Consider the following 13832-nt stretch of genomic DNA (forward strand, 5'->3'; position numbering starts at 1 on the left):
ACTCAGGCCGAGCCACCGCACTTGCCTTCGCCGCACTTGCCTTCACCGGCCTTCTTCTTGTCCTTGTCGGCGCCGCACTTGCCTTCGGTTGCCTTGACTTCGTCGGCGGTGATGAAGCCGTCCTTGTTGGCGTCGTGCGCGGCGAACTTGCTGGTGTCGCCCTTGTGGGCGGCGCCGAACTCGGCCTTGGAGACCTTGCCGTCCTTGTCGGTGTCCATCTTGTCGACGCCACAGCTGCCTTCGGCGGCCTTGTTGTCGGACGCGGCCGCGCCTGCGCCGAGCATGTAGCCCGAGGCCAGGTCGCTCATCGCGAACGCCGAGCCCGAAAGGGCCAGGCCGCCAACGATGGCACCAAGGGCGAGGGCGATGGGTTTGTTGGTCTGCTTCGACATTTGTTCTCTCCTGCGGGTGGTGGCGGGGGATCCGCCTTGGAAAAACGGTCCGGGTCGAACTCTGTGCAGTCCTTTCCGTTGCCGATACAGAGGCACCGGTAAGGCAAAACGATTCACTGGCTGAGGTAATCGCGTGCCAGTGCCCGCGCGCGATGCAGTCGCGATTTGACCGCTTCGCTTGTTAGCGTGAGGTGGTCGGCTATTTCGGCGATCGTTAGTCCCTCGAGGTCGCGCAGTAGTACCACTTCCCGGTAGTGGGCGGGCAACGATTCCAGCGCTGCGGCGACATCGTGGCGCCATTCCGTCGGTTCCGGAGTGACGACCGGCATGATCTCGTCGGTGATGGCGTCGCCGGTAACCCAGCGCCGGCCGCGCTTGAGCCGGTTGCATTCGCGCTTGACGATGCGGAACGCCCACGAGGTGAAGCATTCGAGCGTGCGCAGGTCGCCGAGCTTGCGTGAAACCGTTATCAGGCTTTCCTGGACGGCATCTTCGACGTCGTTGACGACACAGTGGAACTCGGCGTAGCGGCGCAGGTCCTGGCGCGACTGGCACAGCACGCGCTCCAGTGCGAGGCCATCACCCAGATGTGCCGCTTGCAGATCGCCATTGGCCATAAGTTGTTTCATGCCGCGGGGTTCTCCTGGCAGAGCTTGGGGCCGGCTTGGGGCCGGCGCATAAGCCATGAGTTGGGGAGAGGGCGGAATGATTCGGTGCAGGCGCTAATCAGCGCCTGCATTTAGAGTTCGTTCAGTTCTGCCGCCTCAGGGGACGGCACATCGTAGCCACTGCCCTGGCCACCTGCTATCCGCGCAAAGACGGGTTCCACAAAGGCCGACGGCCGGGGAAGTCACGGCCGTTGCACCGGAGCTTTGCAAAAGCGGTTCGGCCGGGCGGAACGAGCCTGGCGCGGTCAGACCGCGCCGGTGGTGCTGCTGTCGTCGCGCTTCTCGCGCGGCGGCAATACTTCCTCGCCCCTGACCAGGAACCAGACGTTCTCGGCGATGTTGGTGGCGTGGTCACCGATGCGCTCGATGTTCTTGGCCATGAACAGCAGGTGCGTGCAGCCGGTGATGCTGCGCGCGTCCTCCATCATGTAGGTCAGCAGTTCGCGGAACAGCGCGGTGTAGGCGATGTCGATCTCGGCATCGCGGGCGCGCACGCGCTGGGCCAGTTCGATGTTGTTGTCGCGGTACGCGGCCAGCACGTCGCGCAGCTGCTGCACCGCCAGCGTGCCGATCGCATGCAGGCCACTGATGTGCGGCAACGGCGGCGACAGGTTCAGCGCGGTGGAGCGCTTGGCGACGTTGGCGGCGTAGTCGCCGATGCGTTCGATGTCCGCCGCGATGCGGATCGCCGACAGGATCTCGCGCAGGTCGCGTGCCATCGGGCCGCGAAGCGCGAGCTTCATCACGTCGTGGCTGATCTCCTGCTCCAGCGCATCGATGGCCTCATCGTTGGCGATGATGCGCTCGGCGGCCTTGTCGTCGCGACGCTGTACGACGTCGAGGGCGGCCTCGAGTTGCGAGGCGGCCATCTCGCCCATGCGCAGGGTTTCGTTGAGCAGGCGGCGCTGCTCTTCGTCGTAGCTCTTGACGATGTGGTCGTGCATTTGGGTGCTCATGGTGGTGTCCTGATCGAATGCATCAACCGAAGCGACCGGTGATGTAATCCTCGGTCTGCTGCTTGCTCGGGTTGGAGAAGATCGTTTCGGTGTTGCCGTGTTCGATCAGGTCGCCCAGGTACATGAAGGCGGTGAAATCCGACACGCGCGCGGCCTGTTGCATGTTGTGGGTCACGATCGCGATCGTGTAGTCCTTCTTGAGCTCCTCGACCAGCTGCTCGATGCGGCTGGTGGAGATCGGGTCCAGCGCCGAGGTCGGCTCGTCCAGGAGCAGCACGTCCGGGCGCAGGGCCACGGCGCGGGCGATGCACAGGCGCTGCTGCTGGCCACCGGACAGGCCCAGCGCGCTCTGGCCGAGCTTGTCCTTGACCTCGTCCCACAGCGCGCCCTGGCGCAGGGCATGCTCGACGCGGTCGTTCATGTCGGCCTTGGACAGCTTCTCGTGGTGGCGGATGCCGTAGGCGACGTTCTCGAAGATCGTCATCGGGAACGGCACCGGCTTCTGGAACACCATGCCGACCTTGCTGCGCAGCCGGTTCATCGGATAGCGCGGGTCGAGGATGTTGTCGCCATCGAGCAGCACCTCACCCCTGGCCTCCAGCTTGGGGTACAGCGCGTAGATGCGGTTGAAGATGCGCAGCAGGGTCGACTTGCCGCAGCCGGAAGGGCCGATCAGCGCGGTGACGCGCTTCTCCGGGATCTCCAGGTGGATGTCCTTCAGCGCATGGAACTTGTCGTAGTAGAAGTTCAGTCCGCGCGCGGCGAGCTTCACCGGTGCCACTGCGGCGGTGGCGCGCTCGGGCGTGGCGACCGTCAGGCGGGAGTCGTTCATGGCCGGAGTCCGGGCAATTCGGGAGGGCGTGAGGTCAGTCATGGCTGATCTTGTTTCGAAGCACGATGGCGCGGGCCACCAGGCTGATGAGGAGGACGAACACCGTGAGGACCAGCGCACCGGCCCACGCCAGCACCTGCCACGACTCATAGGGACTGCCGGCGAACTGGTTCATCACCACCGGCACGCTCGCCATCGGCTGGAGCACGTTGGTGCTCCAGTACTGGTTGCCGAAGGCGGTGAACAGCAGCGGTGCGGTCTCGCCGGAGATGCGCGCCAGCGCCAGCAGCACGCCGGTGACGATGCCGGCCGACGCGCTGCGATACAGCACCTGCACGATCACCTTCCACTGCGGCACGCCCAGCGACAGGGCGGCTTCGCGCATTTGCGCCGGCACCAGACGCAGCATCTCGTCGGTGGTGCGCACCACCACCGGCAACACGATGAAGGCCAGCGAGATCGCGCCGGCGAGCGCCGAGAAGTTACCGCCGGACTGCATCACCACCAGGGTGTAGACGAACAGGCCCAGGACAATCGAGGGCGCCGACAGCAGGATGTCGTTGACGAAGCGGACCACGGTGCCGATCTTGCGGGCGTTGCCATATTCGGCCAGCCAGGTGCCGGCGGCGATGCCGAGCGGCGTACCGATCAGGATCGCGATGCCGCACATCACTGCACTGCCGAAGAAGGCGTTCAGCAGGCCGCCTTCCTGCATCGGCGGCGGCGTGTTCTGGGTGAACAACGCCACGTTGACGCCGCCGATGCCCTTGGCGATCAGCGTCCACAGGATCCAGCCGAGGAAGAACAGGCCGAACACGGCGGCCGCACAGGCCAGCACGATGGAGACGACGTTGATGATGCGGCGCTTGCGATACAGGCCATCGGCGACGCGATGGTCGGTGGCCTTGAGGGTCTTGGCAGCGGTGGCGGTCGTAGCCATTTAGTTGCCCTCCTTGCGTGACAGCTGCATCAGCATCAGGCGGGCGATGGCCAGCACCACGAAGGTGACGATGAAGAGCACGAAGCCGAGCAGCAGCAACGCGGAGCGATAGGTTTCGGTGGCTTCGCCGAAGTCGTTGGCGATGAGCGCGGCGATGGTGGTGCCCGGCTCAAGCAGCGAGGTCGAGAAGTTGACGCTGTTGCCGATCACGAAGGCGACGGCCATGGTCTCGCCGAGCGCGCGGCCCAGGCCGAGGAAGACACCACCGATAACCGCCGAGCGGGTGTACGGCAGGACGATGTCCCAGCTCACTTCCCACTTGGTCGAGCCCAGCGCGTAAGCCGATTCCTTCAGTCGCGTCGGCACGGTCAGGAAGACCTCGCGCATCACCGAGGAAATGAACGGAATCACCATGATCGCCAGCACGATGCCGGCGGTGAGCATGCCGATGCCCAGCGGCGGGCCCTGGAAGAACTGGCCGATCAGCGGCCAGGTGCCGAGGTTGTCGTTGAGCCACGGCGTCACGTACTCGGTCATCACCGGCACCAGCACGAACAGGCCCCACATGCCGTAGATGATCGACGGGATTCCGGCGAGCAGTTCAATCGCGGTGCCGATGGGGCCGCGCGCCCAGCGCGGTGCGACTTCGGTCAGGAAGAAGGCGATGCCGAAGCTGACCGGTACCGCGATCAGCATGGCAATGATCGCGGTGACGATGGTGCCGTAGATCGGCACCAGCGCACCGTACTTGTCTTCGACCGGATTCCATTCGGAGGTGATGAAGAAATCCAGCCCCGATGCGGCCAGCACGTGGCGACCGCCCCAGAGCATCGACAGCGCAGCGCCGGCCAGGGCGACCAGCACGAACATCACCGTGCCGGTCAGGATGTAGCGGAACAGCTTGTCGTTGCGCGCGTCGTGGTGATCGCGCGATCCGGGTACTGCCGCGGGAATGGTCGTGGCGGACATGGGTCAATCCGTCACTTGAACTCAGCGGCCCAGTACGCTTCGACCTGCTGCACCAGTGCCGGCGGCAGCGGCACGTAGTCCAGTGATTGCGCCTGCGCATGGCCGTTCTCGAAGGCCCACTTGAAGAAGGCGAGCGTGTCGGCGCTGCGCTTGGCGTCCTTGGGCTGCTTGTACATCAGGATGAAGTTGGTCGCGGTGATCGGCCAGGCCTGTGCGCCGCTGGCGTTGGTGATGACCAGGTTGAAGTCCTTGGCGTTGGCCCAGTCGGCGCCTTCGGCGGCGGCCTGGAAGCTGGCGGCGTTGGGCTGCACCCAGTTGCCGGCGGCGTTCTGCAGCGAGGTGTAGGTCATCCGGTTCTGCACGGCGTAGGCCAGCTCGACATAACCTACCGAACCCTTGATCTGCTGCACGTACGAGGCGACGCCTTCGTTGCCCTTGCCACCGACGCCACCGGGCCACTTCACCGTGGTGCCCTCGCCAATCCCGCTCTTCCAGGTCGGGCTGACCTTCGACAGGTAGTTGGTGAAGTTGAAGGTGGTGCCCGAACCGTCGGAGCGGTGGACGATGTTGATCTTGGTCGAGGGCAGGGTGACGCCCGGGTTGACCGCGGCGACCGCCGGGTCGTTCCAGGTGGTGACCTTGCCCTGGAAGATGTCGGCCAGCAGCGTGCCGGTCAGGCGCAGCTTGCCCGGCTCCATGCCCTCGATGTTGACCACCGGGACCACGCCGCCGATGGCGGAGGGGAACTGGCCCAGACCGGCCGCGGCGAGGTCTTCGGTGCTCAGCGGCTTGTCGGAGGAACCGAAGTCGACCGTGCCGGCCTTGATCTGGGCGATACCGCCGCCGGAGCCGATCGACTGGTAATTGACCTTGGCGCCGGTGGCCTGGTGGTAGTCGTCCGACCACTTCGAGATCAGCGGGTAGATGAAGGTCGCGCCGGCGCCGGTGATCTGCACGGCGACTTTGTCGCCAGCGGAAGCTGCGGCCTGCGTGCTGGCGTCGCCAGCAGGCGCCTGTGCCTCGCCGGACGGCTTGCAGGCGGTCGTGGCCAGGGCAATGGCGAAGGCGAGGGCGGCAACGCGGGCCGTCGTCGTGTTCATGCGCAACTCCGTGTGGGGAGGGAGATATGAATCGGGAATCCAAGGCTCTTGCCCCGGGCTGCGCCATTTGATGATCTTTTTGTTACACCCCGATGACATGGAACGGTCACATTTTTGTAGCCAAGCCAGCGGTCGGCTCCCCGGGTGCGGCCTTCGGCCTTACCCGGGCTACGTAGCCGCAGTAGCCCGGGTAAGCGCAGCGCACCCGGGACGGCGTAGCCCGGGTAAGGCCGAAGGCCGCACCCGGGGAGCCGCCCGCAAAAGAAAACGGGCCCGAAGGCCCGCTTTCAGTCCTGCAAGAGCATCAAGGCTCAGTAGTTCATGTTCGCCGACCAGTACTTCTCGATCTGCTGCACCAGCGCGTCCGGCAGCGGCACGTAGTCGAGGGCCTTGGCCTGGGTGTCGCCGTTGGCGTAGACCCAGCGGAAGAAGTCCTTGGCGTTCTTGGCGCCGGCGGCGTTCTTGGGCTGCTTGTACATCAGGATGAAATTGGTCGCGGTGATCGGCCAGGAATTGGCACCCGGGGCATTGGTCATGACCAGGTAGAAGTCCTTGGCGTTGGCCCAGTCGGCGCTGGCGGCGGCGGCCTGGAAGGTTTCGTCCGACGGCAGCACGAAGTTGCCGGCGGCGTTCTTCATGCGGGTGTAGGCCATCTTGTTCTGCAGCGCGTAGGACAGCTCGACGTAGCCGATGCCGCCGACGATCTGCTTGACGTACGCAGCCACGCCCTCGTTGCCCTTGCCACCGATGCCGACCGGCCACTTGACCGCGGTGCCTTCACCCACGCCGCTCTTCCACTCCGGGCTGACCTTGGACAGGAAGTTGACGAAGTTGAAGGTGGTGCCCGAACCGTCCGAGCGGTGGACGACGGTGATCTTCTTCGCCGGCAGCTGCACGCCGCCGTTGAGGGCGACGATCGCCGGGTCGTTCCACATCTTGACCTTGCCCAGGAAGATGTTGGCCAAGGTGTCACCGTCGAGCTTGAGCGCGCCCGAGGCCACGCCCGGCACGTTGACCACCGGCACCACGCCGCCGATCACCGACGGGAACTGCGCCAGGCCGTTCTGGGCCAGTTCTTCGGGCTTGAGCGGGGCATCGGATGAACCGAAGTCGACGGTCGCGGCCTTGATCTGGGCGATACCGCCGCCGGAACCGATCGACTGGTAGTTGACCTTCTTGCCGGCGGCCTTGTTGTAGTCGGCCGACCACTTCGACATCACGGGATACACGAACGACGCGCCGGCGCCGGTGACGTCGGCGGCCTGAGCGTTGGCTACGAACGCCGTCGCCAGCGCAAGAGCGACGAGGCGGAACTGGATGGATTTGAACACAGTGGTCTCCTGGAGTGACGACGAGCGGGTTGACGTTGGAGCTGACCCGTACGCGGCGCATTTGATAACGGTTCGATGACAGTGCCGGGACGGCTATGTGACACACGCGTTACAGCTGTCTCGTAGCCCGGGTAAGCGAAGCGCACCCGGGTGCGCGCGCGGGTGCGCGCCGGGTCCCCGGGTGCGCTTCGCTTACCCGGGCTACGGTTTGTCGGGTCAAAAAAATGGGCACGGCTGAGCCGCGCCCGAGGGGGAGGAAAGAGATGCATGAAATCGGGGCCCGGCAACGCCGGGCCCCGTGGAGGCTTACCAGTACAGCTGGACGCGGGCTTCGATGATGTTCGGGTTGTCGTCGACCTTGCCGTTGACCAGCACGTTGTTGTTGGCCGGGTTGTCGGCGTACGGAGCGGCCGGGGTGCGCACGAAGTAGCGCGAGCTGTCGACCATCACGTAGTTCAGCATGAACTTGAAGTTCGAACGCCAGTACCAGTTGACGCCAACCGTCCAGGTATCCATCTGGCCACCAAGCACGCCGTCGACCACCGAGGCTGCGGTCGGCGTGGCGCCCGGGATCACGGTGCCGTCGTCCAGGTCGATCGAGTCGAAGCGCAGGCCGGCCTGCCACATGCCCGAACCGGGGTTGTCCGGCAGCGGGGTGGTCGGCACGCCGTCCTTGTAACCCCAGGTCTCGCCGGTGATGTTCCACAGGCCGCTGATGTACCAGGCGCTGCTGTCGAAGTCGTGCGACTGGCGCACGTTGCCGTTGTTGTAGCGCTCCACCGTCGACTGCATGTACTCGGCCTGCGCCTTGAACGGACCGGTGACCCACATTGCTTCGCCGCCGATGGTCTGCTGGCGGTCGGCGTTGGTCATGTTGCCGGAGTCGACGATGCGCTGGCCGGCCAGGTCGGCGTTCGGGCGGGCACGGATGCGGGTGGTGTCGGTGAAGGTGTCGTAGTCAACGAACGACAGGCCGAAGTGCAGGATGCTGCCCTTGTCGTTGATCGGCGCCCAGTTGCCGCGGAAGCCGAAGCCCGGGCCGTGCGGCGTCGGGGCCGGATGCTCGGTCAGCTCGCGGGTGAAGTAGCTGGCGGTCAGGCCCCAGTCGTTGGTGCCGTAGTGGTAGGCGGCGCCGAGGCGGCGGGCGATGCCGTAGGTGTTGGTCACGACCGACTTGGAGATGAAGTCGTTGTTCTTGGTCGACGACAGCTCTTCCAGGCTGTTGGGCTGCTTGAACTGGCCCAGCTGGAAGTAGTGGTTGGCATCGCCGCCCATCTTGTACTTGGCGTTGACGTCGAGCCACTTGTCGGCCTTGGCGTCGTAACCGACGACCCAGTCGATGTTGCCCGGGCCCTTGCCCTTCAGCACCAGCTCGGCGCGACGCAGTTCGTTGTCGCTGTCCTTGCCGTCCGGGGCGTCGCCGTTGAGGTTGGCGAAATCGTTGTCGAAGTAGTTGTAGTCGGCCTGGACCAGGCCCTCGAACGAAATCTCGGAGCCACCGATGACGTCGAAAGCGATTTCGGCGTGGGCGGCAGGTGCAGCGAGGACGGCGAGCAGCGCGACGGAAAGGGTGCTGCGAGACAGTTTCATGGACGTAGCCCTTGGGGCGTTGGAAGACGCTGCGCAGGCTAGGGTGTGAAAGTTGCGTAAATATGACAGTGCTGACTTATTTCTCCGGGATGACGTCTGCATGACCGCCGCCAACCGGTTAAAGCCCAGCCCGATCGGGCCAAGCGGAATTCGCGGTTATTCCGACAGACGGTCGGGTTCGCCGGGTGTCTTTTCTTTGAAACGACACAGATCGCGCAGCACGCAATGGGGGCAATCGGGCTTGCGCGCCTTGCAGACGTAGCGACCGTGGAGGATCAGCCAATGGTGGGCGTCGTGCAGGTACTGCGGGGGTACGACCTTGAGCAGGCCGTCCTCGACCGCCCGCACGGTCTTGCCGGGTGCCAGGCCGGTCCGGTTGGCGACGCGGAAGATATGGGTGTCCACGGCCATCGTCGGTTCGCCGAAGGCGGTGTTCATCACCACGTTGGCGGTCTTGCGACCGACGCCCGGCAGGGCTTCCAGGGCGGCGCGGTCGTTGGGGACTTCGCCGCCGTGGTGTTCGAGCAGCTGCTGCGCCATCGCCACCACATTGGCGGCCTTGGTGTTGAACAGGCCGATCGTCGCGATGTAGGGCTTGAGCGCGTCGACGCCGAGGGCGGCGATGGCCTGGGGCGTGTTCGCCACCGGGAAGAGCTTGCGCGTGGCCTTGTTGACGCCAACGTCGGTGGCTTGCGCCGACAGCGTGACGGCGACCAGCAGTTCGTAGGGCGTGCTGAACTCAAGCTCGGTGGTGGGCCTGGGGTTCAGCGCCTTCAGTCGCGCGAACATCGTTTCGACCTCGCCCGGGCTCAGGCGGGCGCTGCGACGCGCGGGCTTCGACGTGGCCTTGGATGCGGCCTTAGGTTCGGCCTTCGGTGCAGATCTCGACGGAGACTTCTTCGCTCTTGCTGCAGGCATGCGGCGGTTCACGGCTTGTGGCGGGCTGCGGCCTTGGCGCGCGCGCGGGCGAGCGCGGCGGCGGCGGCCGAGGGCAGGGCGGGGGGCGGTGTCGGTGCGGTCGTCGTCGGCGTGGCCGCATCCGGCGCGGGCGTCACCTGCGCGGCGCGGTGCTCGGCACGCTCGCGGGCGCGTCGTTCCAGGCGTGTGTTGCGCGCGCGATAACGCTCGCGTGCAGCCAGCGCCTGCAGTCGTTCGTCGCGCGCCACCCGCAGGCGTGAGCGGCAGGCATCGCTGCAGTGCTGGCAGGCAACGGCGTCGTCCGCGACGAGGCCAAGAACAATCGCGCGGTCGATGTCGTCATCGGCCAGCGCGGCCGCGATCGCATGCGCGACCGCGCCGCCGGCATCGCGGCAACCGCAAACACACGCGGCGCTGACAGCCTGCGCCATCACTTGCCGCTGAAGCCCGGCTTGCGCCGCTCCAGGAATGCAGTGGTGCCTTCGCGCATGTCGTCGGTGGAGAACATCAGGCCGAACTGCGCGGTCTCGTACTCCAGGCCTTCTTCGATCCCGCATTCGCCACCGACGTTGACGCAGTCGAGCACGCCGCGCAGCGCCAGCGGTGCCGACGCGGCCAGTTGCCCGGCGAGCTTCATCGTTTCGGCTTCCAGGTCGGCGGCGGCGACCACGCGGTTGACGATGCCCAGTTCGCGCGCACGCGCTGCATCGATCGGTGCTCCGCCGAGGCACAGCTCCAGGGTCGCGGCGCGCCCGGCCAGGCGCAGCAGGCGCTGGGTGCCGCCGAAGCCGGGGATCAGGCCCAGGTTGACCTCGGGCTGGCCGACCTTGGCCGTGTCGACGGCGATGCGCAGGTGGCAGGCCATGGCCAGCTCGAGCCCGCCGCCCAGGGCGAATCCGTTGACCATGGCGATCACCGGCTTGGGCATCTTCTCGATCCGGCGCATCAGTTTTTGCCCGCGCAGGGAGAAGTCCCGGCCCTGGACCGGGGTCAGGGTGTTCATCTGGGAGATATCGGCACCGGCCACGAAGGCCTTCGTTCCGGCCCCGGTCAGGACGACGCAGCGGACCTCCGGCGCGGCCTCGGCGGCCTCGAAGGCGACCAGCAGGGCATCCAGGGTTTCCGCATTAAGCGCATTCAGCTTGTCGGGGCGGTTGACGGTGATCAGGCGCACGGCGCCGTGATCGGCAATCAGGACGGGCGTTTCGGACATGATAGGAGGGGTCGCTCGGCGGGTTTTGGAGAGGTTTGGACAAGACCTGCCACGGTCGCGGAACTCCCGGCCGGGAGCGCTGTCAGAGCAGGGCGGCCTCAGTGGCGATTAAGCCTTGGCGCCGTTATCCTAGCGCGTCCATCCGGGCCGATTCGACCGGTGCGGGCCTGACTAGACTGGTATACCCAACGGCGCGGCCAACCCGCACCTCGATCCATCACGGAGATTCCACCGAATGAAGTTGCGTTTGATTGCTGCCGCCGTTGCGGCCCTGGCACTGACCGCCGGCAACGCCGTCGCGCAGGACACTTCTACCGAGAAAGGCAAGCTCAGCTACGCCCTCGGCTATGACCTCGGTCGCAACGCTGTCGAAAGCGGCGAGCAGGTCGATGTGAACACCATCATCAAGGGTCTGCAGGACGGCTACGGCAAGAAGCAGCCGGCAGTGCCCGTGGACCAGCTGCGCACCGCCGTGCAGAACATGCAGCAGCGCCAGCAGACCAAGGCCAAGGCCGAGTGGGACAAGGCGGCCTCGACCAACAAGACCAAGAGCGACAGCTTCATTGCGGCCAACAAGGCCAAGGCTGGCGTCAAGGTGCTTCCGAGCGGCGTGCAGTACCGCGTGATCGAGACCGGCACCGGTGCCAAGCCGACCCAGGCCAACACCGTGCAGCTGGAAGTCGCAGGTCCCTACGCCTGGGGCGAGCGTCCGCAGCAGCCGCGTCCGGCGCAGGCGATCCCGGCGATCAAGGTCAGCGAGATCGAGATGGCGGCGATGCGCGAAGCGCTGCTGCAGATGCCGGCCGGTTCGAAGTGGGAAGTGACCCTGCCGCCGGAGAAGGCGTACGGCGCCGACCCGCGCACCCCGTTCCCGCCGAACGTCGCCGTCCAGTTCGAAGTGAAGCTGGTCAGCGTGAAGTGACGAATGGGCCCGCGGCCGCATAGCGGCCACGGCTTTGCCAATTCGTCATCCCGGCGAAAGCCGGGATCCAGTTCGCGCAGTCACCGCGCAAACGACGAAAGCAACACGCATTGAGCCGGCCTCGTGCCGGCTCAATGTCTTTACGGGTCACAGCAACCGCAATTCACGGTTGAAACCCGTGCACTCCCGTCTTACGGTTGGCAGTTGATGAATACTCTTTTCCGCGCCGTGCTGAGTCCCTGCATCGGCGTCTGTGCACTCGACGACGACGGCCTGTGCAACGGCTGCCATCGCACCAGTGCCGAGATCGCGCGCTGGCCCCAGATGAACGACGACGAGCGCTTGCGCATGATGGAAACCACCTTGCCCGAACGGGAGCAGCGACGAGGGTGAAGCCATTGCCAGCCGGTCCGGTACTGCCTGATTGCCCCGGCCTGGTGGCCGCGCTGCATCCATTGGCATTGCCACCGCAAGGTCCTGGCTGGAACCTCGCAGAACTGCACGACCTGGTGCCCGACGGAACGGTATCGGTGGCCGCGGCGGTACTGGTCGGCCTGGTGCCACGCGGCAGTGGCACGCAGGTGCTGCTCACCCGTCGTACCGACGCGCTGCGCCAGCATGCCGGACAGGTCAGCTTCCCCGGCGGCCGCGTCGAACTCGACGACGCCGACGCTGTCGCCACCGCGCTGCGTGAAACCTGCGAGGAAATCGGCCTGGCCCCCGCGCAGATCGCGCCGCTGGGATTCCTCGATCCGCTCGCCACGATCACCGGTTACCGCGTGCAGCCCGTCGTGGCCCTGCTCGCCGACGACTACGTCGCACGACCAGACCCGAACGAAGTCGCCGACGTGTTCGAGGTGCCGCTGTCGTTCCTGCTGGATCCGGCCAACCTGGCCACGCATACGCTCGACTTCCGCGGACGTCCGCGCGAAGTGCTGGAGTACCGCTATCCCGCGCAACGCATCTGGGGCGCGACCGCGTCGATGCTGTTGAACCTGCGGCAACGGCTGGAGGCCATCGCATGACATCCTGGACAACGCTGATCTCGGCGGAAGAACTCGCATCGGCGCTTGGCCGCGACGATGTGGTTGTCGTCGACGCACGTTCGAAGCTTGGCGATCCCGCCACGGCCGAAGCCGCGTACCGGCAGGCACACATTCCCGGCGCCCGTTACGCACATCTTGAGCGCGACCTGTCCGCACCCGAGGGCACTGCGCCTGCGATGCAGATCGATGCCGGTCGCCATCCGTGGCCGCAGCTCGACGACTTCCTCGCGGTGCTGGGTCGCTGGGGCATCACGCCGCAGACCCAGGTCGTCGCCTACGACGCCGGCGACGGTGCGTTGGCCGCCGCGCGTCTGTGGTTCCTGCTGCGCATGCTCGGCCACGAGCGCGTCGCCGTCCTCGACGGCGGCTGGGAGCAATGGCAAGCGCAGGGCCTGCCGGTCGATACCGAAGTGCCCGAACCGATGCAAACGCGATACACGGGATCGTTCGACGAATCGCGCCTGCTCGACGCGGCTCAGGTGCAGGCGCACCTGGACAGCGGCGGCCTGCTGTTCGATGCACGCGCAGCTGAGCGCTTCCGCGGCGACATCGAACCGATCGATCGCGTTGCCGGCCACGTGCCGGGCGCGCGCAACCGGCCCTATGCATCGAGCATGCGCGACGGTCGCTTCCGTCCGGCGACGGACCTGGCCGCCGAGCTCACCGCCCAGCTCGACGGTCATCCCGCCAGCGACGCGGTGGTGATGTGCGGTTCGGGCGTCACGGCCTGTCATCTGCTGCTCGCGATGGAGCACGCCGGACTGAAGGGCGCGCGATTGTTCAAAGGATCTTGGAGCGGATGGATCGCTGATCCCAACCGCCCAGTTGCGAAAGGCGACTAGCCAGCTGTAACAACAATTCGCACGCGGTAACAAGAACGTAATCAAACCTCCCGATGCTTGCGGGTTTTCGCATGGGGGGCGTGCGCAATGTCACGTATCGCACGGTTTGTGTG

At 66.0% G+C, this 13832-nt stretch carries 14 protein-coding genes and 1 pseudogene; 3 read left to right on the plus strand and 12 right to left on the minus strand.

Annotated features, from left to right (window positions below):
• Nucleotides 1–2: 2 nt before the first annotated feature.
• From ACFOPO_RS03600 to ACFOPO_RS03655, 12 genes are all read right to left on the minus strand, one after another.
• Nucleotides 3–392, minus strand: coding sequence for a hypothetical protein (locus ACFOPO_RS03600; RefSeq protein ID WP_386700924.1), 390 nt, complete (start codon nucleotides 390–392; stop codon nucleotides 3–5).
• Between the two features lie 113 nt (nucleotides 393–505).
• Nucleotides 506–1021 carry an RNA polymerase sigma factor gene (locus ACFOPO_RS03605; RefSeq protein WP_386700926.1) on the minus strand — a complete coding sequence of 172 codons (516 nt, stop codon included), beginning with the start codon at nucleotides 1019–1021 and terminating at the stop codon, nucleotides 506–508.
• 284 nt (nucleotides 1022–1305) lie between these two features.
• Nucleotides 1306–2016: a phosphate signaling complex protein PhoU gene (gene phoU, locus ACFOPO_RS03610; RefSeq protein WP_386700928.1), complete on the minus strand. Its 711-nt coding sequence runs from the start codon at nucleotides 2014–2016 to the stop codon at nucleotides 1306–1308.
• A gap of 22 nt (nucleotides 2017–2038) precedes the next feature.
• Nucleotides 2039–2848: a phosphate ABC transporter ATP-binding protein PstB gene (gene pstB, locus ACFOPO_RS03615; protein ID WP_386700930.1), complete on the minus strand. Its 810-nt coding sequence runs from the start codon at nucleotides 2846–2848 to the stop codon at nucleotides 2039–2041.
• Between the two features lie 34 nt (nucleotides 2849–2882).
• Nucleotides 2883–3788: a phosphate ABC transporter permease PstA gene (pstA, locus tag ACFOPO_RS03620; RefSeq protein WP_386700932.1), complete on the minus strand. Its 906-nt coding sequence runs from the start codon at nucleotides 3786–3788 to the stop codon at nucleotides 2883–2885.
• Nucleotides 3789–4757 carry a phosphate ABC transporter permease subunit PstC gene (gene pstC / locus ACFOPO_RS03625; RefSeq protein ID WP_386700934.1) on the minus strand — a complete coding sequence of 323 codons (969 nt, stop codon included), beginning with the start codon at nucleotides 4755–4757 and terminating at the stop codon, nucleotides 3789–3791.
• 11 nt (nucleotides 4758–4768) lie between these two features.
• Nucleotides 4769–5857, minus strand: coding sequence for a phosphate ABC transporter substrate-binding protein PstS (gene pstS / locus ACFOPO_RS03630; protein ID WP_386700936.1), 1089 nt, complete (start codon nucleotides 5855–5857; stop codon nucleotides 4769–4771).
• A gap of 311 nt (nucleotides 5858–6168) precedes the next feature.
• Nucleotides 6169–7188 carry a phosphate ABC transporter substrate-binding protein PstS gene (gene pstS / locus ACFOPO_RS03635; protein WP_386700939.1) on the minus strand — a complete coding sequence of 340 codons (1020 nt, stop codon included), beginning with the start codon at nucleotides 7186–7188 and terminating at the stop codon, nucleotides 6169–6171.
• A gap of 306 nt (nucleotides 7189–7494) precedes the next feature.
• Nucleotides 7495–8778, minus strand: a complete 1284-nt coding sequence (locus ACFOPO_RS03640) for an OprO/OprP family phosphate-selective porin (RefSeq protein ID WP_386700941.1) — start codon at nucleotides 8776–8778, stop codon at nucleotides 7495–7497.
• Nucleotides 8779–8934: 156 nt separating this feature from the next.
• Nucleotides 8935–9696: an endonuclease III gene (nth, locus tag ACFOPO_RS03645; protein WP_386700943.1), complete on the minus strand. Its 762-nt coding sequence runs from the start codon at nucleotides 9694–9696 to the stop codon at nucleotides 8935–8937.
• An 8-nt stretch (nucleotides 9697–9704) separates the two neighbouring features.
• Nucleotides 9705–10127 carry a hypothetical protein gene (locus tag ACFOPO_RS03650; RefSeq protein WP_386700946.1) on the minus strand — a complete coding sequence of 141 codons (423 nt, stop codon included), beginning with the start codon at nucleotides 10125–10127 and terminating at the stop codon, nucleotides 9705–9707.
• A complete protein-coding gene (locus ACFOPO_RS03655) occupies nucleotides 10127–10909 on the minus strand; it encodes an enoyl-CoA hydratase/isomerase family protein (protein ID WP_386700948.1) in 783 nt (260 codons plus the stop codon). Before ACFOPO_RS03655 ends, ACFOPO_RS03650 begins: the two co-directional genes overlap by 1 nt.
• A 235-nt stretch (nucleotides 10910–11144) precedes the next feature.
• Between ACFOPO_RS03655 and ACFOPO_RS03660 the strand changes: the two genes are divergently transcribed.
• From ACFOPO_RS03660 to ACFOPO_RS03670, 3 genes and pseudogenes are all read left to right on the plus strand, one after another.
• Nucleotides 11145–11831, plus strand: a complete 687-nt coding sequence (locus ACFOPO_RS03660; RefSeq protein WP_386700950.1) for an FKBP-type peptidyl-prolyl cis-trans isomerase N-terminal domain-containing protein — start codon at nucleotides 11145–11147, stop codon at nucleotides 11829–11831.
• A 207-nt stretch (nucleotides 11832–12038) separates the two neighbouring features.
• Nucleotides 12039–12856 (plus strand): annotated as a pseudogene (locus ACFOPO_RS03665) (DUF1289 domain-containing protein).
• Nucleotides 12853–13719, plus strand: coding sequence for a sulfurtransferase (locus tag ACFOPO_RS03670; protein WP_386700952.1), 867 nt, complete (start codon nucleotides 12853–12855; stop codon nucleotides 13717–13719). Before ACFOPO_RS03665 ends, ACFOPO_RS03670 begins: the two are co-directional and overlap by 4 nt.
• Nucleotides 13720–13832 lie beyond the last annotated feature (113 nt).

Origin of the sequence: Lysobacter sp. GCM10012299, from assembly GCF_042649405.1 — a bacterium.
Taxonomy (GTDB): domain Bacteria; phylum Pseudomonadota; class Gammaproteobacteria; order Xanthomonadales; family Xanthomonadaceae; genus Lysobacter_J.

Coding starts and splice junctions, on each gene's coding strand:
- ACFOPO_RS03600 (WP_386700924.1), bottom strand. CDS start 392: ATGTCGAAGCAGACCAACAAACCCATCGCCCTCGCCCTTGGTGCCATC.
- ACFOPO_RS03605 (WP_386700926.1), bottom strand. CDS start 1,021: ATGAAACAACTTATGGCCAATGGCGATCTGCAAGCGGCACATCTGGGT.
- phoU (WP_386700928.1), bottom strand. CDS start 2,016: ATGAGCACCCAAATGCACGACCACATCGTCAAGAGCTACGACGAAGAG.
- pstB (WP_386700930.1), bottom strand. CDS start 2,848: ATGAACGACTCCCGCCTGACGGTCGCCACGCCCGAGCGCGCCACCGCC.
- pstA (WP_386700932.1), bottom strand. CDS start 3,788: ATGGCTACGACCGCCACCGCTGCCAAGACCCTCAAGGCCACCGACCAT.
- pstC (WP_386700934.1), bottom strand. CDS start 4,757: ATGTCCGCCACGACCATTCCCGCGGCAGTACCCGGATCGCGCGATCAC.
- pstS (WP_386700936.1), bottom strand. CDS start 5,857: ATGAACACGACGACGGCCCGCGTTGCCGCCCTCGCCTTCGCCATTGCC.
- ACFOPO_RS03640 (WP_386700941.1), bottom strand. CDS start 8,778: ATGAAACTGTCTCGCAGCACCCTTTCCGTCGCGCTGCTCGCCGTCCTC.
- nth (WP_386700943.1), bottom strand. CDS start 9,696: ATGCCTGCAGCAAGAGCGAAGAAGTCTCCGTCGAGATCTGCACCGAAG.
- ACFOPO_RS03650 (WP_386700946.1), bottom strand. CDS start 10,127: ATGGCGCAGGCTGTCAGCGCCGCGTGTGTTTGCGGTTGCCGCGATGCC.
- ACFOPO_RS03655 (WP_386700948.1), bottom strand. CDS start 10,909: ATGTCCGAAACGCCCGTCCTGATTGCCGATCACGGCGCCGTGCGCCTG.
- ACFOPO_RS03660 (WP_386700950.1), top strand. CDS start 11,145: ATGAAGTTGCGTTTGATTGCTGCCGCCGTTGCGGCCCTGGCACTGACC.
- ACFOPO_RS03670 (WP_386700952.1), top strand. CDS start 12,853: ATGACATCCTGGACAACGCTGATCTCGGCGGAAGAACTCGCATCGGCG.